At 35.1% G+C, this 23189-nt stretch carries 23 protein-coding genes and 1 tRNA gene; 13 read left to right on the top strand and 11 right to left on the bottom strand.

All coding sequences use genetic code 11. The features are described 5' to 3' along the window. Positions 1–104, top strand: a 104-nt coding sequence (locus FLS47_RS12265) for a transposase (protein WP_188347426.1), incomplete at its 5' end; no start/stop codon positions are given. A gap of 411 nt (positions 105–515) precedes the next feature. Continuing rightward, positions 516–1826 (top strand): glucose/galactose MFS transporter, encoded by a 1311-nt coding sequence (gluP, locus tag FLS47_RS12260; RefSeq protein ID WP_149914656.1) that lies wholly within the window; start codon positions 516–518, stop codon positions 1824–1826. Positions 1827–1876: 50 nt separating this feature from the next. Here the strand turns inward: gluP and FLS47_RS12255 are convergent, their stop codons facing one another. The 7 genes from FLS47_RS12255 to FLS47_RS12225 form a co-directional block, all read right to left on the bottom strand. Then, positions 1877–2449, bottom strand: a complete 573-nt coding sequence (locus tag FLS47_RS12255) for a 5-formyltetrahydrofolate cyclo-ligase (RefSeq protein ID WP_149914658.1) — start codon at positions 2447–2449, stop codon at positions 1877–1879. An 83-nt stretch (positions 2450–2532) separates the two neighbouring features. After that, entirely contained in the window at positions 2533–3093 is a 561-nt protein-coding gene (efp, locus tag FLS47_RS12250; RefSeq protein WP_149914655.1) for an elongation factor P, read from the bottom strand. A 73-nt stretch (positions 3094–3166) separates the two neighbouring features. Then, positions 3167–3787 (bottom strand): ABC transporter ATP-binding protein, encoded by a 621-nt coding sequence (locus FLS47_RS12245; protein WP_149914654.1) that lies wholly within the window; start codon positions 3785–3787, stop codon positions 3167–3169. Positions 3788–3808: 21 nt separating this feature from the next. Continuing rightward, on the bottom strand, positions 3809–4603 hold the full coding sequence (gene lpxA / locus FLS47_RS12240) for an acyl-ACP--UDP-N-acetylglucosamine O-acyltransferase (RefSeq protein ID WP_149914653.1): 795 nt from the start codon (positions 4601–4603) through the stop codon (positions 3809–3811). A gap of 10 nt (positions 4604–4613) precedes the next feature. Next, entirely contained in the window at positions 4614–6005 is a 1392-nt protein-coding gene (locus FLS47_RS12235) for a bifunctional UDP-3-O-[3-hydroxymyristoyl] N-acetylglucosamine deacetylase/3-hydroxyacyl-ACP dehydratase (protein WP_188347425.1), read from the bottom strand. Positions 6006–6030: 25 nt separating this feature from the next. After that, positions 6031–7059, bottom strand: coding sequence for a UDP-3-O-(3-hydroxymyristoyl)glucosamine N-acyltransferase (gene lpxD / locus FLS47_RS12230; protein WP_149914651.1), 1029 nt, complete (start codon positions 7057–7059; stop codon positions 6031–6033). 34 nt (positions 7060–7093) lie between these two features. Continuing rightward, positions 7094–8350 (bottom strand): HD domain-containing protein, encoded by a 1257-nt coding sequence (locus FLS47_RS12225; RefSeq protein ID WP_149914650.1) that lies wholly within the window; start codon positions 8348–8350, stop codon positions 7094–7096. Between the two features lie 242 nt (positions 8351–8592). On the opposite strand from FLS47_RS12225, the gene porX reads away from it, so the two are divergent. The 6 genes from porX (at position 8593) to FLS47_RS12195 (ending at position 13877) form a co-directional block, all read left to right on the top strand. Further along, a complete protein-coding gene (gene porX / locus FLS47_RS12220) occupies positions 8593–10146 on the top strand; it encodes a T9SS response regulator signal transducer PorX (RefSeq protein WP_149914649.1) in 1554 nt (517 codons plus the stop codon). A 12-nt stretch (positions 10147–10158) separates the two neighbouring features. Continuing rightward, entirely contained in the window at positions 10159–10575 is a 417-nt protein-coding gene (gene tsaE, locus FLS47_RS12215; RefSeq protein WP_149914648.1) for a tRNA (adenosine(37)-N6)-threonylcarbamoyltransferase complex ATPase subunit type 1 TsaE, read from the top strand. 64 nt (positions 10576–10639) lie between these two features. After that, positions 10640–11179, top strand: a complete 540-nt coding sequence (locus FLS47_RS12210) for an RNA polymerase sigma factor (protein ID WP_149914647.1) — start codon at positions 10640–10642, stop codon at positions 11177–11179. A 1-nt stretch (position 11180) separates the two neighbouring features. Further along, positions 11181–11936: a hypothetical protein gene (locus tag FLS47_RS12205; RefSeq protein WP_149914646.1), complete on the top strand. Its 756-nt coding sequence runs from the start codon at positions 11181–11183 to the stop codon at positions 11934–11936. 21 nt (positions 11937–11957) lie between these two features. Further along, complete coding sequence (locus tag FLS47_RS12200) at positions 11958–12761, top strand: outer membrane beta-barrel protein (RefSeq protein ID WP_149914645.1); 804 nt, start codon at positions 11958–11960, stop codon at positions 12759–12761. A gap of 63 nt (positions 12762–12824) precedes the next feature. After that, on the top strand, positions 12825–13877 hold the full coding sequence (locus FLS47_RS12195; RefSeq protein WP_149914644.1) for an ABC transporter ATP-binding protein: 1053 nt from the start codon (positions 12825–12827) through the stop codon (positions 13875–13877). Here FLS47_RS12195 and FLS47_RS12190 read toward each other — a convergent pair. Genes FLS47_RS12190 through FLS47_RS12180 form a run of 3 tightly spaced genes read right to left on the bottom strand, consistent with a single transcriptional unit; the run spans position 13852 to position 16432 of the window. Next, entirely contained in the window at positions 13852–14364 is a 513-nt protein-coding gene (locus tag FLS47_RS12190) for a TlpA family protein disulfide reductase (RefSeq protein ID WP_223225268.1), read from the bottom strand. The two genes, FLS47_RS12195 and FLS47_RS12190, sit on opposite strands and share 26 nt — an antisense overlap. Then, a complete protein-coding gene (locus FLS47_RS12185) occupies positions 14364–15224 on the bottom strand; it encodes an alpha/beta hydrolase (protein WP_149914643.1) in 861 nt (286 codons plus the stop codon). Before FLS47_RS12185 ends, FLS47_RS12190 begins: the two co-directional genes overlap by 1 nt. A 5-nt stretch (positions 15225–15229) precedes the next feature. Then, a complete protein-coding gene (locus tag FLS47_RS12180; protein WP_149914642.1) occupies positions 15230–16432 on the bottom strand; it encodes an alanine dehydrogenase in 1203 nt (400 codons plus the stop codon). A gap of 102 nt (positions 16433–16534) precedes the next feature. Between FLS47_RS12180 and FLS47_RS12175 the strand changes: the two genes are divergently transcribed. From FLS47_RS12175 to ribH, 3 genes are all read left to right on the top strand, one after another. Continuing rightward, positions 16535–18454, top strand: coding sequence for a polysaccharide biosynthesis protein (locus FLS47_RS12175; RefSeq protein WP_149914641.1), 1920 nt, complete (start codon positions 16535–16537; stop codon positions 18452–18454). 93 nt (positions 18455–18547) lie between these two features. Then, positions 18548–19204 (top strand): tetratricopeptide repeat protein, encoded by a 657-nt coding sequence (locus FLS47_RS12170; protein ID WP_149914640.1) that lies wholly within the window; start codon positions 18548–18550, stop codon positions 19202–19204. A 73-nt stretch (positions 19205–19277) separates the two neighbouring features. Continuing rightward, positions 19278–19766 carry a 6,7-dimethyl-8-ribityllumazine synthase gene (gene ribH, locus FLS47_RS12165; protein WP_149914639.1) on the top strand — a complete coding sequence of 163 codons (489 nt, stop codon included), beginning with the start codon at positions 19278–19280 and terminating at the stop codon, positions 19764–19766. Between the two features lie 58 nt (positions 19767–19824). Here ribH and FLS47_RS12160 read toward each other — a convergent pair whose 3' ends face one another. Then, positions 19825–22251 (bottom strand): family 20 glycosylhydrolase, encoded by a 2427-nt coding sequence (locus tag FLS47_RS12160; RefSeq protein ID WP_188347424.1) that lies wholly within the window; start codon positions 22249–22251, stop codon positions 19825–19827. 141 nt (positions 22252–22392) lie between these two features. Here FLS47_RS12160 and FLS47_RS12155 point away from each other — a divergent pair. Next, positions 22393–22464 (top strand) — tRNA-Glu (locus FLS47_RS12155). A gap of 237 nt (positions 22465–22701) precedes the next feature. Next, on the top strand, positions 22702–22863 hold the full coding sequence (locus tag FLS47_RS19060; RefSeq protein WP_394349527.1) for an Arm DNA-binding domain-containing protein: 162 nt from the start codon (positions 22702–22704) through the stop codon (positions 22861–22863). Positions 22864–23189: the final 326 nt, after the last annotated feature.

The following is a 23189-nucleotide window of genomic DNA, read 5'->3' as shown; positions in this document are numbered from 1 at the left end:
ATTTTTCGAAAAAACATACTTTCTGGTCTGATGGTTATTTTGTTTGTTCAATAGGTGAAGCATCTCCTGATACTATTCGTGAGTATATTCTCAATCAGGGTTAGTCCCTTACATCCCACAGGCTAAACACCTGTGGGTTTTACGCTCCGTTTTATAAAAATTCTGGATGAGAAAAATCGGCTAATCTGCATATCACGGTTAACAGTTGCAATTGTAAAAAAATAGATATATGTTAAAACTTTTTACATGCTGCATTGTTAAGGATTTAAGTACCATTCATTTGGTAATATGATACGGTTTAGGTTTTTAGAGCGACTTCGCCCCACGAAGTCGCTCTTTTATTACACATTTATTATAAAATTTAAAAAGAACAACCGTTTGATTAAATATTTTTTTTTCTGTAATCCATTAAATTTTATTAGTCTTGTAATAGAAACTTGACTTTGTAAACCGTGAAATAATCATATTACCTGAACAAGAAGTTTCAAAAACAATTAAGTAAATAAATTTATAGTATGTCTTCAACATCTTCCTCTAGCGCTTTAGGAAATGCGCCACAAAAGACGGCCTTCTTGCCTATGGCAATTTGTTGTCTTCTTTTTTTCATTTTAGGATTTTTTACGTGGGCAAATGGTGCCCTTATTCCGTTTGTTAAATTAGCATTCAGTTTGGATTCTGATTTGCAAGCTTTTTTTGTATTGTTTGCATCTTATATTGCGTACTTCTTTTTAGCCTTACCTAGCTCTTGGATTATAAAAAAGACAGGCTTCGAAAATGGTCTTATTTTAAGTTTAATTTTATTAGGTGTTGGTTCCCTAATTTTTATACCAGCAGCTCACCAAGGAAGTTATAATTTATTTTTGCTTGGTATTTTTGTACAAGGTTCTGCTATGGCTTTAATGCAAACTGCAGTGAACCCTTATTTAAGTATTATTGGACCAATTGATAGTGCTGCACAGCGTATCGCAATCGCTGGCGTATTTAATAAAGGTGCTGGAATCATTGTTCCTTTTATTTTAGGAGGTATATTATTAAAAGGTTCAGCAGAGATCTCTGCAAAGATTCAAACTTTACCAGAAGGAGCCGAGAAAGATGCCTTGTTTGATTCATTATTAAGCCGTGTAGACACATTATATATCATTTTAGCTGTCGTAGTTTGTTTGTTTGCTCTTGTAATCAAATTAGTTAAAATGCCACCAGTTGATGTAGATAAAGAAGATGAAGCAGATCTAGCAGCAAGCCCTGCTGATAAAAAGAAAAGTATCTTTGACTTCCCACACTTATTCTTAGGTTCATTAGCAATTTTCGCTACTGTAGCTGTAGAAGTAATGGCTGGTGATATCATAGGCACATATGGACATCAGTTGAGTCTACCAGAATTTTTCGTTAAATATGGTACTGCATTTACTCTTGCATGCATGCTTTTAGGTTATTTCATTGGTATCGTAGCAATTCCTAAATATGTATCACAACAATATGCTTTACGCATATGTACTTTCGTAGGTATTGGTTTAACTGTATTCTCGGTATTCACCACTGGATTGACATCATACATTGCATTAGCTTTATTAGGTGTTGCCAATGCATTATTGTGGCCTGCTATTTTCCCTCTTGGAATTAAAGGCTTGGGTAGATTTACGAAAACGGCATCTGCGGTTATGGTAATGGGTATTGCAGGTGGTGCTATTTGGCCCTTACTGTATGGATTTTTGAAAGATACAGTAGGCATGAATTTTCAAATGGCATTCTTAGTAGCCATGGTTCCACCGTATTTATACATCTTATATTTTGCAACTTGGGGACATAAAGTTGGTAAAAAAGCCTAAATATGCTTTAGAAATAGAAATGCCTTAGAAAATAAACTCTAAGGCATTTTTTATGAAAAGGCATAAACACTATTAGGAGTTATACAACCATCCAGTTTAACATCCCACTCTCCAACATCTGTAATCTTCTCTACAGGATCAAAATAACTAATTCCATAGCACTTTACATCTTCTCTACATTTAGTCAAGAAGCGGTCGTAAAAGCCTTTTCCGTATCCAACTCTATTGCCTTCAAAATCCACAACTAGCAAGGGTACTAAGACAAAATCAATTTTTTCCTCTTCTACAAGCTCACCATTGAGTGGCTCTAGAATTCCCCAATTATTTTCCGCTAGAACTGTTGAATTATTCAGCACATAATTATGCATTTCTCCTGTGACAAAATCAGATTTCGATATAACTAAATTCATTTCTGGATAATATTTACGTAACCAAGTTATAAACTCTGCTGTATCTGGTTCGTTAAATTTCTGCATAGACAAATACACATGAATATAATTATACGATGACCAATCGATATGTTTTAAATGCTCAAATATTTGTTGATCAAAAGAAGCTTTTTCTTGTAGATTTAATGCATTCCTACGCTTTTTGTATTCTTTGCGCAATTGGTCTTTTGTCATAATCAGCTCCATAAAAAACGGCCTTGCAGTTGGAGTACTAACAAGACCGAAATAATCAACCTAAACCTAATTTTTTATCTGTATTACTTTACACGTTCGATATAATCACCTGTTGCAGTATCGACCTTTACTTTATCCCCTTGATTTACAAAAAGAGGTACATTAATCTCAACTCCTGTCTCAACAGTAGCTTTTTTCAATGCATTGGTAGATGTATCACCTTTTACTGCAGGCTCTGTATATGTAATCTCTAATTCCACATTTTTAGGTGCTTGCGCCATGATTGGTTCATCACTTTCAAATGCTACAACTACGTTCATACCTTCTTTCAAGAATCGTGCCGAACTCCCGAATAAAAATTTTGGAATGTTAAATTGTTCGTAAGATTGGTTATCCATTACCACGAAAAATTCTCCATCCTCATACAAATATTGGTAATCATTCGTCTCAACACGCGCAATTTCAACCGCTTCGTCTACACGAAATCTATATTCCACAACCTTACCCGTCTTAACGTTACGCATTTTGGCTTGATAAAAAGCACGTAAGTTTCCCGGTGTACGGTGTATATATTCTTCAACATTTACTAATTCACCGTTGAAACGTAAAACATTTCCTGATTTTACATCTGAAGCTTTAGCCATCTGATTTATATTATAGTTAATAAATTACTAATGCAAAAATAGAAAAAACTATGCGTTTATGAAAATGAATGGCTTACTTATACGTAGTAATAGCGAATTTTTCATCACAGAAGGAATATTCCTTCTCTTGATTAGATCCGATAATAAGTAAACGACCTGAGAAGGAAGTCAATTTTAATAATTCTAAATACCAATTTTCACCGGAAGTATCGAAATTAGATGTAGGCTCATCTAAAAATAAAATTTTGGAGTCACTGCAACACGCTAGCGCCAATTTGACACGCTGTTTCATCCCAGAAGAAAAGAACTTCAAGCCTTTATTGGCAGATTTTTCCATTCCCAACAAGTTAATGATTTGATTATTTTCAAAATTGGGAAGACGATTTTTGAATTTAAAATGGAAGTCTAGCAATTCATTTAGCGTGAATTCTTCAATCAATTCAATATAAGGAGCAGCTATAGATATATGTTCGTATATATCCTCTACATCAATAGAAGATGATTGGTAAGCATATTGTATTTTGCCTTCGCTGGGTGTCAATTGTCCAGTTAACACTTTTATAAGTGTTGATTTGCCTGAACCATTCGGTCCTAAAATAGCATATGACTTAGTCGAGGAGAAGGTATAATCAATACCCTTAAAAATCCACTCTTGATTAAACCTTCTTCCTAAATTTTGTAAAGTTATATTCAATAATAACGTCGTTTTTAATGATTATGAACCTGTTTTGCCCGTGTTAAATCCTCTAACAACCCCACGATTCGAACTACGTACAAAACCCAAAATTTCATCTCTGATTTCTGTAGCTTCAAACTCTGTTTCTACGATGTCTAGTGCCTTTGCTAGATTTCTATTTTGAACGAATAAGACACGGTAAATATTTTGGATTTCAGAAATTTGCTCCGAAGTATAACCTCTGCGACGAAGACCTACCGAATTAATTCCTGCATAAGAAATAGGTTCGCGTGCAGCTTTTATAAATGGAGGTACGTCTTTACGCACTAATGTACCACCAGTCACAAATGAGTGCGATCCAATCTTACAAAATTGATGTACCGCAACCAATCCTGCCAATACTACATGGTCACCAACCGTGATATGACCTGCTAGTGTACTAGAATTTGAGAACACACAGTGATCCCCGATAATACAGTCATGTGCTATATGACTATAAGCTTGAATCAAGCAATTTTTTCCGATGACAGTTTTGTATCTGTCCTTCGTACCTCTATTGATTGTCACACATTCGCGTATGGTAGTATTATCTCCAATTTCTGCAGTCGTAATCTCTCCCTCAAATTTTAAGTCTTGAGGCTCACCCGAGATTACTGCGCCAGGAAAGATACGGCAGTTCTTTCCGATGCGAGCGCCGTTCATAATGGTCACATTAGACCCTATCCACGTACCCTCGCCTATGACTACATCCTGATGTATCGTGCTGAATGGCTCGATCACGACATTTTCGGCAATTTTTGCCTCAGGATGTATATATGATAAAGGTTGTATCATTATATGTTGATTATTTCACTTTTACAATTTGAGCCATCAATTCAGCTTCACTCACTATCTTCTCACCTACCATTCCCACACCTTTCATACGAGCAATACCTCTACGAATTGGTTCTAATAATTCGCAACTGAATATAATGGTATCTCCAGGATGCACCTGGTTTTTAAATCTTGCATTCTCAATTTTCAAGAATAGAGTCAGCCAATTTTCAGGATCTGGAACTGTATTTAACACCAAAATACCGCCAGTCTGCGCCATAGCTTCTATCTGTAAAACCCCAGGAAATACAGGTGCTCCAGGAAAATGTCCCATGAATAAATCTTCATTCATAGTTACATTTTTTAGACCTACTACATGTGTTTGAGAAAGCTCCAAAATCTTATCCACCATCAAAAATGGCTGACGATGTGGAAGAATTTTCATTATTTGTACGGTATCATACACAGGTTTTGCGTGGATATCATACGTATTTATTTTTTTCTTATTCCTATCTCTCTTGAATTGATTTTTAATTCTTTTTGCAAAAGCTACATTAGCCGCATGACCTGGTCTTGCTGCCATGATATGCCCTTTTATTGGACGACCCACTAATGCAAGATCACCTATCATATCCAATAACTTATGACGTGCTGGTTCATTTTGGTGTCTTAATTGGATGTTATCCAAGATTCCTTCATCCGCTACAGTGACACGCTTACTAAACAAAGTTTGAAGTTTGTCTAACTCTTCTGTAGATACTTCTTTATCTACTATAACGATAGCATTAGACAAGTCGCCACCTTTAATTAAATTATTATTTACTAAAGCCTCTAGCTCGTGCAAGAAACAGAAAGTACGTGACGACGAGATTTCTTTCTCAAATTCATCAATCGAACTAATGGAGGCATGTTGACTTCCCAATACTGGAGAATTAAAATCAATCATGCAAGTCAATCTGTAACCATCCAAAGGCATACCTACGATCTCAACTTTGCGATCTGGTTCAGAATAATGAATATTTTCTTTGATTTCATAAAAATCACGATCTGCATCTTGATCTATAAAACCCACTTCTGTTAATTTTTCTATGAATATACTTGAACTTCCATCTAGAATTGGAACTTCAGGCCCATCTAAATCAATCTGCACATTATCTACTTGCAAACCTATCAATGCAGCCATTAAATGTTCAATTGTACTTACTGATGCTCCATTCTCAGAAATAGTAGTACCTCTTGAAGTGTCAGTAACATTATCTGCATCTACTGATACGATTGGTTGACCTTCGAGATCAACGCGTCTAAATTTGAACCAATGATTCTCCGGAGCTGGTCTTAAGGTTAAGGTAACTGATTTACCTGTGTGTAAACCAATTCCTGAAATCGTAACCTCAGATTTTATTGTCCTTTGCTTTGTGTTCATTTCATCCATATTATGGTAAATTGTTTTATTTATCTTTTAATAATTTCTCCAGTTCGATAATACGTTTTTCCAATTCTGGAAGTCTCGTATATACTACCTGAGAACGTAATTGACTTGTATATGGTGCAAATGGAGAACCTCCCCATTTTTTAAATGTTTCCGAAATACTTCGGTTAACTCCTGATTGGGCTTGTACTTGTGTGCCATCAGCTATAGATATATGGCCTACGACGCCAACTTGTCCACCTAATACAACTTGCTTACCTATCTTTGCACTTCCAGAAACTCCTGTTTGAGCGGCAATTACAGTATTAGTCCCGACCTCAACGTTATGAGCAATCTGAATCAAATTGTCCAATTTCACACCTTTGTGAATTATTGTAGAACCTAAAGTTGCTCTATCAATAACAGTATTAGCACCAATCTCAATATTATCTTCTAAAATAACATTTCCAATTTGTGGTATTTTATCATAAGAACCATCAGGTTGTGGTGCAAAACCAAAACCATCACTTCCAATAACAGCACCTGAGTGTATCGTTACATTTGTACCTATAACGCAGTCATAATAAACCGTTACACCAGGAAATAATATAGAATTGTCACCAATAGTTACATTATCTCCAATGTAAACTCTTGGGTAAATCTTAACATTATTACCTACTTTCACATCTTTACTGATGTAAGAAAAAGCCCCAATGTAACAACCCTCTCCAATTTGCGCTGTTTCATGAACAAATGCCTGATCTTCACGTCCAGAACGCTCTACACGCATTGCGTGATATATTTTCAACAACTCCGAAAAGGAAGTATAAGCGTCTTCCACACGAATTAATGTGGTATTTACTGGTTTTAGCAACACCAAATCTTGATTTACAATAACAATACTGGATGCTGTATCATATAAGAAATGCTCATATTTGCGATTAGACAAAAATGACAATGCTCCCTCAACCCCCTCTTCAATTTTGGCCAATTGTGAGACCAAAGCCTCTGGATTCCCCTCAACTGTACCATTTAATAATGTCGCTATTTGCTCGGCTGTAAACTGCATGTACTACAAATGTATCTTTTTTTCTGAAATAAGTTTAATCTTTCAAACTCCCGCTAACATCCACAAACCCTATTTCCTTGGGATATGTTAATGCATATTTTATAACTTTTTTTGACAATGCTTCCAAATTTGACAAGTCCGAAGCCTCTGCTATATCCAACAATTGCCCTTTATTATTTACAATCCGGATAGGTTCCTTATCTGCACTATATGCTGAATTGTGAATTATTTGATGGTAAATAAAATAATCAACCTCATCATCCTGCAGTTGAAAGTATTCTTTAGTTTTATTTTTATACAATTCGATTTCATCCATTTCAAAATCAATCGAACGCAATTCTGTTCTAAATAAATCTCTACGTAATATTTTTTTACAAAGTGTACTCAAAATAAAATCATCATGATCAGTCCAACATTTTAATGCCGAAAGAATATCTGTATCATCTAATTTTGTGAACCAATCCAAATGCTTTTCATCGTTTACAAAATTTTCAGCATTGACTTTGTTGGTCAAAAAATGGTGCAATGCTGGCGTAGCAAATAAATCTACATCACTATTACCCAATTCCTTTGCACGCTTTAATGCTTTTATTAGCATCTGCTCAGAACCAATTACAGTTTTGTGTAAATAAACTTGCCAGTACATCAAACGACGTGCTATTAAGAATTTTTCTACAGAATAAATTCCTTTTGCTTCCACTACCAATTCATCATGTATCACTGTCAGCATCTTTATGATGCGATCAAAGGAAATTACACCTTCAGAAACACCAGTGAAGAAGCTGTCTCGATTCAAGTAGTCCATACGATCAGTATCCAACTGCCCAGAAACTAATTGATGCAAAAAACGTCTAGAATATTTGTCATTGAATATTGTAATAGCAAGTGAAAGCCTTCCGCCGAATTCAACATTCAACCTATCCATCAGCATGGAAGAAATCACTTCATGTGACACACCTTCGATAAGGGTGTGTTCTAGAGAATGACTAAATGGCCCATGCCCTATGTCATGCAGTAGAATCGCGACTAATGCAGCCTCTTCCTCTTCATGGGAAATCACTACATCTTTGCTACGCAAGGTATCAATTGCCAACTGCATCAAGTGCATCGCACCTATCACATGCTGAAAACGTGTATGAAGTGCACCAGGATAAACCATGTGCGTCATACTAACCTGTTTAATATAACGTAGGCGTTGAAAATAAGGATGTTGAATCAAATCAAAAATAAAACCCGACGGTATTGAAACAAAACCGTATACTGGATCATTAATGATTTTTTTCTTATTCAACAGTCTATTACTTTATGAACTTTGCTATCTTTATACTTATGCTTCGGTTATCAATAAAAAACACCTAATCTAAGATACGCGCAAAGATAAAGAGATTACCGTTAATTAATGTTAAAAAAAGGTAGTTATTTGGAATAATCATCCTTTTATGACTATTATACAACTTAATTTTAGGAACAGAATAGTCAATTTTACATTCACTTGATTTAACAGTTTTGTTCTTTTCAAACTTGAATATACAAATGGCAAAAACACATATTTTGTGGGCAGATGATGAAATCGAATTCCTAAAACCACATATCTTACTTCTGGAAGACAAAGGCTATAAAGTCAAAACCGTAAATAATGGAACAGATGCCGTAGAGGCCTTTCGAAATGAACCCTTTGATTTAGTCTTTTTGGATGAAAACATGCCCGGCTTAACGGGTTTAGAAACTTTGAGTATCCTAAAATCAATCAATCCGACCATTCCAAATGTTCTGGTAACCAAAAATGAAGAGGAACATCTCATGGAAGAAGCAATCGGTGCCAAAATAGATGATTACCTCATAAAGCCAGTCAATCCAAGACAAATACTCTTAACGATAAAAAAATTCACAGAAAATAAGCGTATCGTCAACGAAAAAACCTCAATGGCTTATCAACAAGAATTTCAAAATCTTGGGCTATTGATTAATGACGGTTTAGATTTTGAAGGCTGGGTAGAAGCTTATAAAAAATTAATCTATTGGGAGCTTTCGCTTGAAAAGCTAGAAGATGAAAGTATGCATGAAATATTGCGCACACAAAAAGCGGAAGCAAATAGTATTTTCTTCAAATACATAGAGAAAAACTATATCAACTGGATGAAAAACCCAGAAGAGTCTCCAGTGTTGTCCCATCAACTGTTTAAAAAGAAAGTGCTTCCTGCATTATCCGAGGAGCGGGCAACTTTTTTCTTTCTGATTGATAACCTTCGCTACGATCAGTGGAAGCAGATTAATGATGTCATAACTGATTATTTCCGTTTGGAGGTGGAAGACAATTACTACAGTATCCTTCCTACCGCAACACAATATGCTCGTAATTCAATCTTTAGCGGTCTTACACCTTTAGAAATGTCAAAAAGGTTTCCAGATTTATGGCAAAATGATGAAGACGAAGGTGGTAAGAATCTAAATGAAGATAAGTTTCTTGCAGATCAACTGAAACGAATTTACCGTAAGGAAATTAAACACAGCTATACCAAAGTATTGACTTTAGAACAAGGTAGAGATGTGGTAGACAATTTGAGCAATTTGATGAATAACAACCTCAATGTACTGGTGTATAATTTTGTGGATATGCTGTCTCATGCACGTACAGATATGGCTATGATTCGCGAATTAGCAAACGATGAAGCTGCATATCGTTCCTTAACACTTTCTTGGTTCGAGCACTCTCCTCTCTTGGATGCACTTAAATGGCTTTCTCAAAAAAATGTCCGCATCATCATAACTACTGATCACGGAACTATTCGCGTGAAAAAACCAAGTAAAGTTGTCGGCTACAAGAGCACCAATTCTAATCTTCGTTATAAACAAGGTAAGAATCTAAATTACATCAGTAAAGATGTGTTTACCATAAAAAATCCGCAAGAAGCGCAACTTCCATTATTGTACATGAGTTCTAATTATTTTTTTGCTAAGGAAGATGTATACTTTGTGTACCCGAATAATTACAATCAATTTGTAAATTATTTTTCAGGAACTTTTCAACATGGCGGTATTTCACTTGAAGAAATGATTATTCCTTACGCCACTTATATTCCAAAATGATAATTTTGCAGAATGGAAATAGTAGTTAAAGATTTAAACGAACTAAAAGAAGCTGCTCAAAACGTTGTCAACAGTTACCCAAATGAACGCATATTTTTATTTTATGGAAATATGGGGGCAGGCAAAACGACTTTTATCAATGAATTGTGCCTTGCCTTGGGCGTTACAGAACATACTTCTAGTCCTACTTTTTCTATTGTCAACGAATACCATATTCCTTCCGGAAATATTTTTCATTTCGACTTTTACAGACTTAAAAGTGAAATGGAGGCCTTGGATATGGGCTATGAAGAATATTTTTATTCGGGAGAATATTGTTTTGTAGAATGGTCCGAAAAAATCCCTAATCTATTGCCTTTAAACTACATAAAGATCGCAATTGAGGTAATTGAAAACCAACATCGACTAATTACTATTGAAAAAAAATAATTTTTTTTAATCCCTATGCAACCTTTCTCTAATTCGGTGCGTCTTGCTATTAAACTAACATCAATTGGAGAATTTTAACTTAGATAGAATATGGCAAGGTTGCTGTGCGCAGGACAAGAAAGCTCAAGCGCTATTCTATAATTTTTTCTCCAAAAAAATGTTTGTGGTTTGTTTACGCTATGCGCAGACAACACTTGAGGCAGAAGACATTCTTCAAAATGGATTCATTAAAGTCTTTACCAAAAATCATTTATATGATGGCAAAGGTTCTTTGGAAGGTTGGGTAAAACGCATCATGGTCAATACGGCTATCGAAAGCTATCGACAAGGTAAAAATAATTTTACAGATAGTATCCAAGAACAACATGAAAACACGGTGCACAGTTATTTTACGAGCGACAACACTTCCTACAAAGACTTACTGAAAATCATTAAAGAATTGCCTCTTGGCTACAGAACGGTCTTTAATTTATACGCTATAGAAGGTTATAGCCACAAGGAAATAGCAGAAATGTTGAATATTTCAGAAGGAAATTCTAAATCTCAACTTTCAAGAGCAAGACAAGTTCTACAACAAAAATTGATTAAAGAAAACTCGATATAATATGGAGTCAAAAGATTTAGATAAATTATTTAAAGATGCTTTCGAGCATGCGGAAGAAACCCCGAGCCATCGTGTCTGGGAAGGTATTGAGCAGGAATTAGCCAAAGAGAAAAAAATAATACCTTTTTATATTAAATATAGAGCGCAGCTTTCTATTGCTGCAACACTTTTATTGTTTTTTGCTGTTGGATTAACTTTTTTTAAGAAACCTATTCCTTCTGGTCATGAAAAAATCGATGAGGTATTAAGCGTTATAGAAAAGCAAACTGTCCAGCCGAATTTAAATACAAGTGAATCCGAAATCGAAAGTACTGTTGAAACCCCTACTAAGAACTTAACTAAAACTATAGAGAAACAAAGTCTAGCAAATATTTCAGAAGAGACACCAATAAAAGAAACACCTTCTGTAGTAATAGTTAATTCAGAAGATTATACTAATGAAAACTCCCCAAAAGAAGAGATTCTACAGTTGGAAAATATAGTAGCTTCCGTCTCAGTAGACATTGAGGTTAATCAACCGTTAATTGAAGAAGCAAAAACTTTAGATCCAATGAATAGCGATATTCAATCCTCTTTTGCATTCACGGAACCACAAGAAGAAACGAAATCATCTATTGTTACGCGCGTATTAAACGGAATAACAAAGAATATCTTAACGAAAAGCATCGATATACAAGAAAATAAAGAAATAGAATTTAGAAACGATGAAGAAGGTTCTATTTCACTAAACATATTCAATTCATTAGCAAGAAAATAACCACAATTAACAGATAGATATATGATAACTTATAACAAAATAGCAGTCACTTTAGGACTGTGCATCATTTCGCTAACTACTCTAAATGCACAAACTGTAACTACAACAACTGTAGTAGTAGAGGAAACTGACACCGTAAAATCGATTAATAAAAGCATTACAATATTAGGCGAGAGTGAGTCTAATAATAACAAATATCCACGCGCATTCGGAGGGCTTACGTTTTCTCGCATTGATTGGGGATTTTCAAGAATTATGGATGATGGTGCTTTTTCACTTTCACAGGACAATCAATTTTTAAAGTATAAAAAAGCTTCCAACTTCGGTTTTGATCTTGCACAATTTGGAATACGTGCGAGTGACAATTTCAAAACATATATTTCCGCTGGCTTTGAATGGAACTACCTACGTTTAGAAAACAACATATTGTTAAATGAGAATACTTCGCCAATTTCTTACACAGAAATTGACCCGAATGATACAGATTATTCTAAAAATGTTTTTACGACAACTTACCTGCGTATGCCATTAACTTTTGAATGGAGAAGTGATAAAAACAGAAAAGGTGAACGTGTCAAAATAGCATTTGGTGCAATGACAGGAGTTTTGTTAAAAGGTACACAACGTTTGAAAAGTAAAGAAAATGGCAAACAAAAGTTCAAAGATAATTACAGTTTAGCTTCGTTTCAATATGGTCCATTTGTGAGATTAGGATACGATGACTTCGGAATATTTGCAAAATATTATATGAATGATTTCTTTGAAAAAAGCCCAGCTCAGAAAAACCTAAACAACTTGGCATTTGGCCTTACTTTAGGATTTTAATCCAAATAATTCATTTTTAAACCCTATTTTTATGCCGAAAGAAAATTTCGGCATTTTTATTTTATGGCTACTACTTCATCTTGCAAATATATTCACACGGATACTCAAAAATTGGACGTTGCTGCTATTTACGGCGAAAATTTAACCTCTATTTTCACAGGTAAAGAGGACGTCACAGCGGTCAACAATGTTTCTTTTTCAATAGATGAAAACAAAATAACAGCTATCATCGGTGAATCAGGAAGTGGTAAAAGTACATTACTGAAATTGATTTATGGTCTTTTAGAACCAAACCAAGGAGAAGTGCGATACAAAGGATGGCTAGTTCCAACTCGTAAAGACAAGTTGATCCCAGGGCATGATGCCATGAAAATGGTTTCTCAAGGTTTTGATGATTTAAATTTATACGCTAAAGTATGGGATAACATCGCCTCACAATTGCCCAATACGAATTTGGAGTATAAGAAAAGTCGTACTTCAGAAATTCTAAAAAAGTTAAGAATAGATCATCTGGCGCAGCAACGTGTGGCAGATCTTAGCGGTGGAGAACGTCAGCGAGTAGCAATTGCGCGTGCTTTGATTAATGACCCTGAAGTGCTTTTGATGGACGAACCGTTCAACCAAGTAGACGCAGCATTTCGAGATGGACTTCAACAAGACATTAAGCAGATCGTACGCGAGACTGGACTTACTGTAATATTAGTTTCGCACGATCCAGCGGAAGTATTGGCTATGGCTGACGCGTTGATTGTCATGCAAAATGGAAAAATTGTGGATGCTGGTCATCCGAAAGATTTATATTATAAGCCCAAACATCCATATACAGCTTTGCTTTTGGCAAAAAGCAATATTTTGGCTGTGCATCAGGCAAAAGCATTAGGTATTGAAACTACTGACCCTATAGCAATTCATCAAGAATGGATTGATGTAAAAGAAGATGTTTCTTCATCTTTTTTCATCAAAGAAATTAAATTCAGGGGATTTTACAGTGAATATTCGATTGGCAATTCTGAATTCGATATCCATGCTATCGTAAAAACGACAACTCCCATTCCGAAAGGAACAGGAGTCGCTTTGGAAATTTTAGATTTTATTTCTTTTCCAGCTCATTCTTAATAAGCTGAACCATTTTTGAAAATTCTTTATCTTCAAAACCAATGGACTGGTAAATAATTTTACCATTTCGGTCTAGAACCACATTTCGTGGGATTGATTGATTAGCAAACAAACCAAAAACTCCCCTTTTCAAATCTGGAAAAACTGGAAATGTATAATTATTTTTTTTCATAAATGGGTCAAGTTTATCCCATCCTTCTTCTCTTGCTAATACAAAAACAGCCAAATCTTTGTTTGCTTTTAAGTCATCCCAAATTTCTTTTTGTAACCTAGGCAACTCTTGTCTACACGGCGGACACCATGTCGCAAAGAAGTTTAATAAGACAACTTTTCCCTTAAGGCTTTCTGAAGATATAACTTGATTCTGCTTTCCGTTAATTTCAAATTTAGGTGTATGCTCTCCTAATTTCACTTTCCATTCTTGAGCATTTGTTGTCATCATAATACATAAAAACAAGCTCAAACTCCATAACACTTTTTTCATCATTATTCTTTAATATTATCTATCCATTTTATCATTACATCAAACCAATCACTTGGTTCTTGTTTATTATTCATACCAAAACCATGCCCTCCTTTCTCATACGAGAATAAATAATTTGGAATATTATATCTATCCAATTCGCGTTGGTAGCGCAAACTATTTTCAATCGGAACAGCCTTATCATCCTTTGCATGAACTAAAAACGTTGGAGGAATCGAGGCATTTATATTTTTTTCATTTGAAAACCGTCTCACATCATCTGTAGTAAAATTCGGTCCAATAAGGTTGGTTTTGGATCCATTATGCGTCACTCCATCTTCCATAGAAATTACGGGATATACCAACACCGAAAAATCAGGACGAAGATCCTTGGCAGTCAATTTCTTTTGGTGATAATCCATGTAGAAATGTGTGGAGAGCGTTGAAGCAAGATGTCCTCCTGCCGAAAATCCAAGAACACCAACTTTCGGATTTTCTAATTTTATTTCTTTAAGCCTATCCTTAATAATAACTAAGGCACGTTGGGCATCTTGAATAGGTGCGATACGCTTATCTATTTGTTGTTTAGCGGAAGGCAATCTGTATTTTAAGACAAATGCACAATAACCTTGCTGGTTTAAACGATTAGCAACTTGGTGTCCTTCATGATCCATTGCATGATGGCTATATCCTCCTCCAGGAAAAATCAGAAATACTTTTGTATGCTTTATTTCTTTTGGTATATAAGCATATAACTCGGGTTTATTCTTCTCAATGTTTGCAGTATCTTTAGTGTTCGGAATCTCCGCATATAAAGAAATTTGTTCTTGAGCTTGTAAAAATCCGTACAATAAGGTCATAAATAGTGTTAGAAATAGTTTCATAGGTTTTATTGATTTGCAACTATCATCAAAGATAAATCTTTATACGGAATATTGAATCTATCGGCGATATCTTTATTAGTAAGGTTTCCTTGATAAAGGTAAACAGCATTTCGAATACCCGAGTGGCTCCAAATTAAATTGTTAAAGCTACCGCATTCTCCAATTTGCAATAGTATAGGTGTAAAAATATTAGTTAGTGCATACGTCGCTGTACGAGCAACGCGAGAGGCAATATTGGGCACGCAATAATGAATGACATCGTATTTTCGAAAAACGGGTTTGTCGTGCGTAGTAATTTCTGAGGTTTCAAAACATCCACCTTGGTCAATAGAGACATCAATAATAACTGAATTGGGTTTCATTTCTGAAACAGTTTGCTCAGAAATTAAACAGGCTGATCGCCCATTTTTAGCACGTAATGCGCCAATTGCTACATCACAAGATTTAATAGCTTTATTCAATATTATAGGCTGAATTACGGAAGTGAATACTCGATTTCCTATATTATTCTGTAGTCTTCGCAGTCTATATACCGAGGTATCGAAGACTTTTACTTGTGCGCCTAATGCAATTGCCGTTCGAGCTGCAAATTCTCCAACAGTACCTGCTCCTATTATCACAATCTCCGTAGGTGGCACACCGGATATTCCACCTAACATTAAACCTTTTCCATCAAATACATTTGACAGATATTCTCCAGCAACTAGTATAGAAGTAGCCCCTACAATTTCACTCATCGCACGAACAACGGTAAGATGACCTCCCTCATCCTGCAAATATTCATACGATAGAGCAGTAATTTGTTTTCTCATTAACGCTTGTAAAACCTCACTATCCAGCAAACTAGGCTGCTGTGATGAGAGCAAAATTTGTTTACTACGCATCAACTTAACTTCATCTAAAGTTGGACCAGCAATTTTAATCACGATATCCGAATTGTATACGCGCTCCTTTTCATGTACAATCTGCGCCCCCTGCTCACTATAATGATGATCTAAGAAGTTAGAACTATCACCAGCTCCAGATTCTATTATCACCCGATGACCATATTCTATCAAAAGTGCTACTGATAATGGTGTTAAAGCAATACGCTTCTCTTGGAAGACAGTTTCCTTAGGAATACCAATCACCAATTCTCGCTTACTCTTTGTTACAGACTTTAATAATTCTTTTGTCTGTCCAATCACTTTCTCACTATAATTAGTCATATTTTATTTTAATTGTTCGTTTGATAAAATAATTGCAAAAAGAATCTTTAGTTATATTCCATTTTTTGATAGCTTTGCGCTATACGCAGGCTAAAATTATAAATGAAAATTTTTAAAGTTATTAACCATGTAAAAATATTACCTAGATGGGTTATATTTTTTCTAGACCTTACATCAGCAATTATCGCATTTTTAATTGCTTATTATATTTATCAAGATACTAAAAATTTACAATTTAATCCAAATGATTTCGCTTCTGCCTTCCTATTGTGCTTGGGGGCTACTGTCGTATCATTTGTTGTATTTAAATTATATTCAGGAATCGTAAGATACACAAGCTCAACCGATTCCATTCGGATTTTATCGAGTAATTTATTGACTGTGATCATCCTATTTGGTGCTAAATTATTCTTGCTTGCACTAAGATTACCAAATATCATTGACAGTTCTTTAATAATTATTTACTCTTTACTGCTATTTGTTGGTCTTGTAATTTATCGTACCTCAATTAAGGTCTTTTTCCAATATTCTCGAACAGCTAAAAAGATTAAAAAGAATGTATTGATCTTTGGTGCTGGGGAATTAGGTATAGCAGTCAAGAGAACTTTTGACCACGATTTAACTACAAATAAAGTAATTGTTGGCTTCCTCGATGATAATCCTTCTAAAGTTGGCAAATCAATTGACGGGGTTCGCATTTATAAGTCTGAATTGCTAATAAACGTAATAAACAAACTTTCGGTAGATGAGTTAATCATAGCTACACCTTCATTAGCTTCTGAGAAAAAAGCGCAAATAATTGATATCTGTTTAGAGCATAATATTTCTGTATTAACTATTCCACCTGCAAAACAAATTATGAATGGTGATTTTTCTGTAAATCACATCAAAAATGTTAAAATTGAGGATTTGCTTGAGCGTGCTCCTATACAAATAGACAACGAATCCATTTCAGAACAACTAAGAGGTAAGCGCGTTTTAGTTACTGGTGCCGCAGGCTCTATAGGTAGTGAGATCGCAACACAGATAAGTAAATTTGGACCGCAAGTCATTATTCTTTGCGACCAAGCGGAATCTCCGTTGCACAACCTACACCTTGATTTGCAAGAAAAGTTTAAAGATCAAATATATCATACTTTCATCGCAGATGTGAAGAATTATGATCGTATGCATTATTTGTTTGAAGAATTTAAACCTCAAATTGTATACCATGCCGCAGCATACAAACATGTGCCAATGGTAGAGAATCACCCAATTGAAGGCGTTAGAACCAATGTATTGGGCACTATCAATTTGGCAAATCTTGCAGTAGAATTTAAAACTAAAAAATTCGTATTCGTATCCACAGATAAAGCCGTGAATCCGACTAATGTTATGGGAGCTACCAAACGTATTGCAGAAATATATGTACAAGCACTGAATAACAAACTGGAAAAAGACAATCTGGAGAAAAGAACGAAATTTATTACAACGCGTTTCGGTAATGTATTAGGTTCGAATGGCTCTGTAATACCTCGTTTTAGAGAACAAATTGAAAAAGGTGGCCCAGTCACAGTTACGCATCCAGATATTACAAGATATTTCATGACTATACCTGAAGCGTGTCAATTGGTAATCGAAGCTGGTAGTATGGGTAATGGGGGTGAAATCTTTGTTTTTGACATGGGAAAATCCGTTAAAATTGTTGATTTAGCGAAAAAAATGATTAAACTTTCAGGATTTGAACCCAACAAAGATATTGAAATCAAATTCACAGGCCTTAGACCAGGCGAAAAATTGTATGAGGAATTGCTTAATGATTTGGAGAATACTTTACCGACCCACCATGAAAAAATCATGATTGCCAAAGTAAGAGAAAACTGTTTTGAGGAAGTAAAATCACAATTGGATATCTTATTCGAAATGGTTCATACGCAACAAAGCACAAATATTGTTCGTCAGATGAAAGCTATCGTACCTGAATTTAAAAGTCAGAATTCAATTTACGAGTCATTAGATCATCCATCGATACATACAAGTTAATTCACGTCAATTTAGCATTTTATGGAAATCACTATTGGAAATTTTCAATAAAAGTGTATTTTTGCGTTCCATAGTATTATTTAATATAAACTAATGTCAACAAATCTTAATTCTACAGATCAAAAAGGATCTTTTTTTCAAGACAATCAAAAAAGCCTGATTTTCATCATTGGCGCTGTTGTCGTATTAATTCTTTTATATATAGGCTACCAAAAATTATATTTAGCACCTAGAGTAGAAACTGCTGCTGATGCAATGTATCAAGCCGAAGAATATGTTCTTATAGATTCTTTACAAAAGAAAGCTATCGAAGGTGATGGTAGTTTTACAGGATTAAAAGAAATCGCGGACGAATATTCTAATACACCATCTGCAAATATTGCAAATGCTTATTTAGGCGGTTTATATCTACGTGAAGGAAATTTCCAAGAAGCAATCAACTATTTGAAAAAATATTCGGACACAGGAAGTGATATTCTGGATCCATTAGTAGTAGGATTGATTGGTGATGCTTATTCAGACAGCCATGATTATAAAAATGCTGCTGATTATTACGAGAAAGCTGTAGGGAAATCTAAGAACTCTTATACTACACCTTTATTCTTGAAAAAGCTAGGTTTAGTTAATGAGCAATTAAATGAATACCAAAAAGCGGAGAAAGCTTACCAACAAATCAAAACTGATTTTCCGCAAAGCGCTGAAGCATCTACAATAGATGGCCCTTTAGCTCGTGTGCAAGCTAAGCAATAATTGAAGTAAAAAAAACAATCATTACATAATAAGGCTGCTATCAAGCGGCCTTTTTAGTTAAAAAAAGAATATTATGGCAAGTACGCTAAAAAACTTATCCGATTTTTCTCACATCCAAGTTCAAAGTGCTGAAGGATTGAAATTTGCAATTGTAGTATCCCAATGGAATGCACAGGTTACAGGAGCATTATTAAATGGTGCTATCGATGGAATTTTGAAAAATGGTGGTACTGAAGAGAATATCGATATTATTGAAGTGCCGGGAAGTTATGAATTAATAACTGGTGCTGACATCGTTTTACGCAACAAAGACTTAGACGCAGTCATTTGTTTAGGTTGTGTTATTCAAGGTGAAACTAGACACTTTGATTTCATTTGTGATGCTGTGGCAAATGGCATTAGCAATGTAGCAATTAAGTACAATAAGCCTGTTATTTTTGGTGTTTTAACCACTGATAATTTAGAGCAGGCAACTGATCGTGCAGGCGGCAAGCATGGCAACAAAGGCGAAGAGGCTGCTGTTACAGCCATTCAAATGGCACACATCAGCAAAAAATATTAATTAGAAATACTTTCAAAATATAAAATGCCAGATTAATGAAATCTGGCATTTTGTGTTTCTATAATTTTATGGTAGATATTGGTCCGACTCTTCCCTGCATATCAACGACTGAAACTTTTAAAATATCGCCAGGGTTCACATTAATACCATTTTTGAAATCAAAACGAGGCGAATTCAATGATGGATTATTCCCATCTAGCGTATAATACGCATGAAATCCAGGGTATTCTAAATTCCCTTTAACAATAGAATTGTCGATTTTCAATCCAACCCTGGGAAGACGAAATGCTACTTTATCTTTAATTGAAGGAAGTTCAACTTGACCGATACGGTCCAGAAATGCAACATAATCTTTATCAAACTTTCCTTTATCATAGGTTGATTCGCTCTCGTATGTTCTGCGTTGCGACCAGGCTCGTTCTGCTAAGACATAAAATCTAGGAAATGCCAAATAGTCTAAATTCTCATCTTCCAACAAAGTTTCAGCAAATACTCCTCCCTTTATTCCTAAGAAGTTGGATCTTCCCTTTTCAGTAATACGTACCAATTTATTAAGATATGATTTGTCCAATTTTTTTCCACTATAATAGGTGTGTATATTGGCAAAATAATCTTCTGGAAACAGAGAATATGAATGATATAAATCTGCGTAAGTCGCCCATTTCAAACCCGGCTCCTCAAATGAAGCATCCCACATCATATCAAAATACGTATTAGAAGCACTGATCAACACAGTTGGATACCCAGCATTCGCCAGTTTGTACACCAAATCGTCCTGACCTCCACCAATTATGTTATTCCATACATCCAATTGCATATTTTGCTTGTTGGGCATGTCAGGATTCACAACCATACCAGATCCCTTATTCACCATTCCAATTTCTTCCCATCCAGCCATTTGCAACCCCTTTGAGATACACAATTCATTGATCTTGGAAATGTAATACTTCCAAACTTGATGTACGCTTGTCATTCCTTCTTTGTCCATTAAGGCTTTAATTTTTGGCGACTTCTCCCAGACACCAGAAGGGACTTCATCGCCGCCTAAAGAAACTTTTTCAAATTGAACTCCTGCTTCAGCGTACATCGATTTAAATTCAGTAATCACTTTATCTAAAAATCTATAAACAGATGGTAATGCTGGGTTTAGTACATTGTCCCCAAAATTCTGCGCAGTGTTGTATTCGGACTTATCCTCCAAATCATGCAATAAATACTCTTCAGCGGCCGTCTTATCACCCGCTAGCATGTATTTATGGTAGCGGTGTTCCATAGCCTTAATAGATGCCCTTGCATGTCCTGGTGTTTCTATTTCGGGCACGATTTGTATATGCTTTTCTTTTGCATATTTCAAGATTTCTATAAAATCCGCTCGACTCAGATAGTATTTAGTTTCATCAATACCAGAGCCATAAGCAGGTTGCAATGCATTTCCAAGATGAAACAATGGCGAACGTCTAGCACCGACCTCTATTAGTTCGGGAAGTCCGGGTATTTCAATGCGCCAAGCTTCGTCCTCGATGAAATGAAAATGAAAAACATTTAGCTTATTTTCAGCCATCAAATCCAAATATTTTAACACGATAGACTTGTCACGAAAGTTGCGCGCGATATCCATCATAAAACCTCTGTAACCATATCTTGGCTCATCATAAACTTCTAATGCCGGTAAATATAACTTGTTCTCTAAGCCTTTATAAAGCGATTTTATACTTTGTAATGCATAAAAGAGACCAGTAGAGCTGGACGATTCAATTGTTATTTTATGTTTCGAAATATTTAGGTTGTAAGCTTCTCTACCAAGTGAATTATTATTTATCAAAATAATATCTGCTTGATTTTGCGAATTAACAGGTTCAGTAATAAATAACCTATCAACTTCACGCTCAAAAATATGAAGGTCCTTATCATTTCCATATATTTTTAATATGCGATTCACAGCAAATTCGCCATCCAATTTTTTTAAATATTTAGGAGTCGGAAATATTAACAGCGGTGCTAAAGATTTATCAAAAGAAGCATTTTTAGTATAAAGGTTTTCTAAAAATGTCCTATTCTCTTGCTCACCTCTATTTATTGGCTCATAAGTAACATTTGAAATTCCGACAAAATTCTTCTGAGCACCTTTATTTAAGAAAAAGAACCCATTAGGCAGCGTTGAAATATTAGCAATGGGAAATTTACTCTCATAATCGATTTGAATGGAATCCATTGCCTTTAAATTATTTCGAAATGATATTTTGAACGTATTTCCACGCAAATCAGAAATAGTATATTTTTCAGTTTCCTTATCTAATACAGGAAACATAGAATTAAACAATAAATCCCATTCTGCCAACTTAAAGTCGCTCTTGCCCTTATTTTTTATAGTTAAAGATAGATTCAAGTTATCCTTTCCATTATATTGGGGAGAAGGTTTCCAATGAATAACTAAATTATCTGCAATTGATTGTGAATAAACAGATTCACTATTAAAAATACTCATAATGAGCAGCAGTAAAATGGAACGAAATTGGTAATTTATCATAACTAGAATTGTATAATGTATACATATATAACAATTTTTTTTTACTTTTTTTTGGTCATCAAAAAATTAAAACTATATTTGCACACCGAAACAAATAACGGCCCGTTCGTCTAGGGGTTAGGACGCCAGATTTTCATTCTGGAAACAGGGGTTCGATTCCCCTACGGGCTACAGATCTTGAGATCAAAACATACTAAAACGCTGTAAATTAAATGTTTACAGCGTTTTTTGTTTTGTCGGATTTTACAAATCATTCAGTTTTTCCAATAAAAAAGTGAGTCCTTCGGTGAGTCGCTTTTTCAAAATACACGACTCACTGGAAAGGGGTTAATCTTTTGATTGACAACCTGTTCAAAAAACGAACATCTTGATTTCGTTAAGCTGCAAGGCTAAGTTTGTTACACTTAAATGGTTAAAATCATGAGTACGAATTATCCCTTGCTCTTCTATCTGAAGAAACCAAAAAACTACGTGAGCGGCCCTAAGCCGATCTACATGCGCATTACCGTGGGCGGTATTCCCAAAGAAGTCTCCACCGGAAAAGACTGTGATCCCTCCAAATGGAAATAGTAATTTGAGGTACGTTTTGTGATTTTACTTACTAATAATCACAAAACGTACTTCTATGCTCTATGTAGCATAAAACTGACGACAACTTTTTAAGTGTCAGCTTGCCTCAGGTGTCGTCATCAGTTATAAAACATGTTCCTTTGACTTCTAATCATCGTCAAAAGTTTCTCGTTGAACCTTTTCTTGCTAGAATGTGCTGTGTGAACTACCCATTTGCTAAAGACAAATGGGCTTCGGGCTTCACAGACTTGTGCTTTGTTGCCAAAGTCTTATTTGAGTCTCCGCCCGTGTAATCGCCAGTTCCTGACGATATTATTTTTAATCCT

This window comes from Sphingobacterium cavernae (genome assembly GCF_008520265.1).
GTDB classification, from domain to species: Bacteria; Bacteroidota; Bacteroidia; order Sphingobacteriales; family Sphingobacteriaceae; genus Sphingobacterium; species Sphingobacterium cavernae.
The sequence above is the reverse complement of the archived record's forward strand: the minus strand, read 5'-3'. Positions and strand labels throughout refer to the sequence as shown.

Coding starts and splice junctions, on each gene's coding strand:
- gluP (WP_149914656.1), top strand. CDS start 516: ATGTCTTCAACATCTTCCTCTAGCGCTTTAGGAAATGCGCCACAAAAG.
- FLS47_RS12255 (WP_149914658.1), bottom strand. CDS start 2,449: ATGACAAAAGACCAATTGCGCAAAGAATACAAAAAGCGTAGGAATGCA.
- efp (WP_149914655.1), bottom strand. CDS start 3,093: ATGGCTAAAGCTTCAGATGTAAAATCAGGAAATGTTTTACGTTTCAAC.
- lpxA (WP_149914653.1), bottom strand. CDS start 4,603: ATGATACAACCTTTATCATATATACATCCTGAGGCAAAAATTGCCGAA.
- FLS47_RS12235 (WP_188347425.1), bottom strand. CDS start 6,005: ATGAACACAAAGCAAAGGACAATAAAATCTGAGGTTACGATTTCAGGA.
- lpxD (WP_149914651.1), bottom strand. CDS start 7,059: ATGCAGTTTACAGCCGAGCAAATAGCGACATTATTAAATGGTACAGTT.
- porX (WP_149914649.1), top strand. CDS start 8,593: ATGGCAAAAACACATATTTTGTGGGCAGATGATGAAATCGAATTCCTA.
- tsaE (WP_149914648.1), top strand. CDS start 10,159: ATGGAAATAGTAGTTAAAGATTTAAACGAACTAAAAGAAGCTGCTCAA.
- FLS47_RS12205 (WP_149914646.1), top strand. CDS start 11,181: ATGGAGTCAAAAGATTTAGATAAATTATTTAAAGATGCTTTCGAGCAT.
- FLS47_RS12200 (WP_149914645.1), top strand. CDS start 11,958: ATGATAACTTATAACAAAATAGCAGTCACTTTAGGACTGTGCATCATT.
- FLS47_RS12195 (WP_149914644.1), top strand. CDS start 12,825: ATGGCTACTACTTCATCTTGCAAATATATTCACACGGATACTCAAAAA.
- FLS47_RS12190 (WP_223225268.1), bottom strand. CDS start 14,364: ATGATGAAAAAAGTGTTATGGAGTTTGAGCTTGTTTTTATGTATTATG.
- FLS47_RS12185 (WP_149914643.1), bottom strand. CDS start 15,224: ATGAAACTATTTCTAACACTATTTATGACCTTATTGTACGGATTTTTA.
- FLS47_RS12180 (WP_149914642.1), bottom strand. CDS start 16,432: ATGACTAATTATAGTGAGAAAGTGATTGGACAGACAAAAGAATTATTA.
- FLS47_RS12175 (WP_149914641.1), top strand. CDS start 16,535: ATGAAAATTTTTAAAGTTATTAACCATGTAAAAATATTACCTAGATGG.
- FLS47_RS12170 (WP_149914640.1), top strand. CDS start 18,548: ATGTCAACAAATCTTAATTCTACAGATCAAAAAGGATCTTTTTTTCAA.
- ribH (WP_149914639.1), top strand. CDS start 19,278: ATGGCAAGTACGCTAAAAAACTTATCCGATTTTTCTCACATCCAAGTT.
- FLS47_RS12160 (WP_188347424.1), bottom strand. CDS start 22,251: ATGAGTATTTTTAATAGTGAATCTGTTTATTCACAATCAATTGCAGAT.
- FLS47_RS19060 (WP_394349527.1), top strand. CDS start 22,702: ATGGTTAAAATCATGAGTACGAATTATCCCTTGCTCTTCTATCTGAAG.